The 1,638-nt window shown below is 51.0% G+C and carries 2 protein-coding genes; both read left to right on the forward strand.

Annotated elements, in window-relative coordinates; genetic code table 11:
- On the forward strand, positions 1-1,205 hold a 1,205-nt coding region (locus AZ66_RS29030), incomplete at its 5' end, for a spore germination protein (RefSeq protein WP_044358101.1).
- 33 nt (positions 1,206-1,238) lie between these two features.
- Positions 1,239-1,638 (forward strand): Ger(x)C family spore germination protein (locus AZ66_RS29035; RefSeq protein ID WP_044358102.1); only part of this gene is annotated, 400 nt, incomplete at its 3' end.

The following is a 1,638-nucleotide window of genomic DNA, read 5'->3' on the forward strand; positions in this document are numbered from 1 at the left end:
AAGGAGTATTATCCGGCAATACGGTACTGCTCTTGGATGGCTATACAACAGGGTTGTCGGCCTGCACACAGGGATGGAAGGATCGCGGTGTAGTAGAGGCAACAACAGAACCATCTGTTCGAGGCTCTCGTGAGGCGTTTTCTGAGACACTACGAACGAATACATCACTGGTTCGGAGAAGGATCAAGCATCAGGATTTGCGCGTGGAGACGAAGTCGTTCGGTCGTCTCACACAAACGAATGTCGCGATTATGTTCATTCAAGGGATCGCCAATGACAAGGTCGTACAAGAGGTGCGAGACCGTCTGGCTCAAATCGATATTGACGGCATTCTGGAGAGCGGATATATCGAAGAGTTGATTCAGGATAAGACGCTTACTCCCTTCCCGACGGTATACAATACAGAGCGCCCTGATGTCATCGCCGCAGAGCTGCTGGAAGGGAAGATCGCCATTATCGTGGATGGCACACCGTCCGTGCTCGTAGTGCCTGCGTTATTCGTATCCTTCCTCCATGCGGCTGAGGATTACTTCTTCCGATCGGACATTAGCACTCTTGTTCGTATCCTTCGCTATATCGGCATCTTCATCGCGCTGTTAGGGCCATCACTATATGTCGCAATCACGACATTCCACCAGGAGATGCTTCCAACGCAGCTGCTGATCAGCTTGGCGGCACAGCGGGAAGGGATTCCTTTTCCTGCTGTCTTCGAGGCGATTATGATGGAGATTCTATTCGAGCTGCTTCGGGAAGCGGGAATCCGTATGCCAAGAATGATTGGGCCAGCAGTGTCAGTTGTGGGAACGCTCGTCATTGGACAAGCTGCGGTCGATGCGGGTATCGTCTCTGCTGCGATGGTCATCGTTGTGTCGACGACGGCGATTTGCAGCTTCGTATTTCCCGCATACAGCATGTCGAATGCGTTCCGCATGCTTCGCTTTCCACTCATGCTGCTCGCTGCATCTTTCGGGCTGTTCGGGGTCTGCATTGGTCTGATCGCCATTGTTCTCCATTTGTGCAGCCTGCGCTCTTTTGGCGTTCCTTATATGAGTCCGCTTGCACCTATCATTATCAAAGATCAGAAAGATACGATCTTTAGGTTGCCGCAGTGGGCAATGCGGACAAGACCAAGCTACATGAGTCCGAACAATCAAAATCGGCAGCAGCCTCCGGAACAAGCTAAGCCTAAGCCACCAACAAAATAACAATATCATCAAGTGAAAAGGGGGGCGACAGTCATGAAGCGGAGATCCGTTCTCATCAGCTGCCTGCTGCTTCTGCTGCTTGGTCTGCTCGTCTCTGGCTGCTGGAATCGGCGTGAGATGAATGATTTGGCCATAGCGGTAGGAATGGGCATTGATAAAGCAGAGAATGGGCAGTATGAGGTTTTTGTGCAGGTTGTCGATCCGGGCGAGGTATCGGCACGCAAACCGAGCGGCAACAGAGCTCCTGTAACGTTATATAGTGCAAAAGGAAATACGGTGTTCCAAGCGATACGACGCATGACCACGATTACACCTCGCAAGGTGTATTTCTCGCATCTGCGAATCTTTGTTTTTGGAGAAGAAATGGCGCGTGAGGGCATCAGCAAACCGCTTGATTTCTATCGCGTGATCAAGAGTTGCGTACTGATTTTTA

This window comes from Paenibacillus sp. E194 (genome assembly GCF_000935845.1).
GTDB lineage: Bacteria > Bacillota > Bacilli > Paenibacillales > Paenibacillaceae > Paenibacillus_B > Paenibacillus_B alvei_B.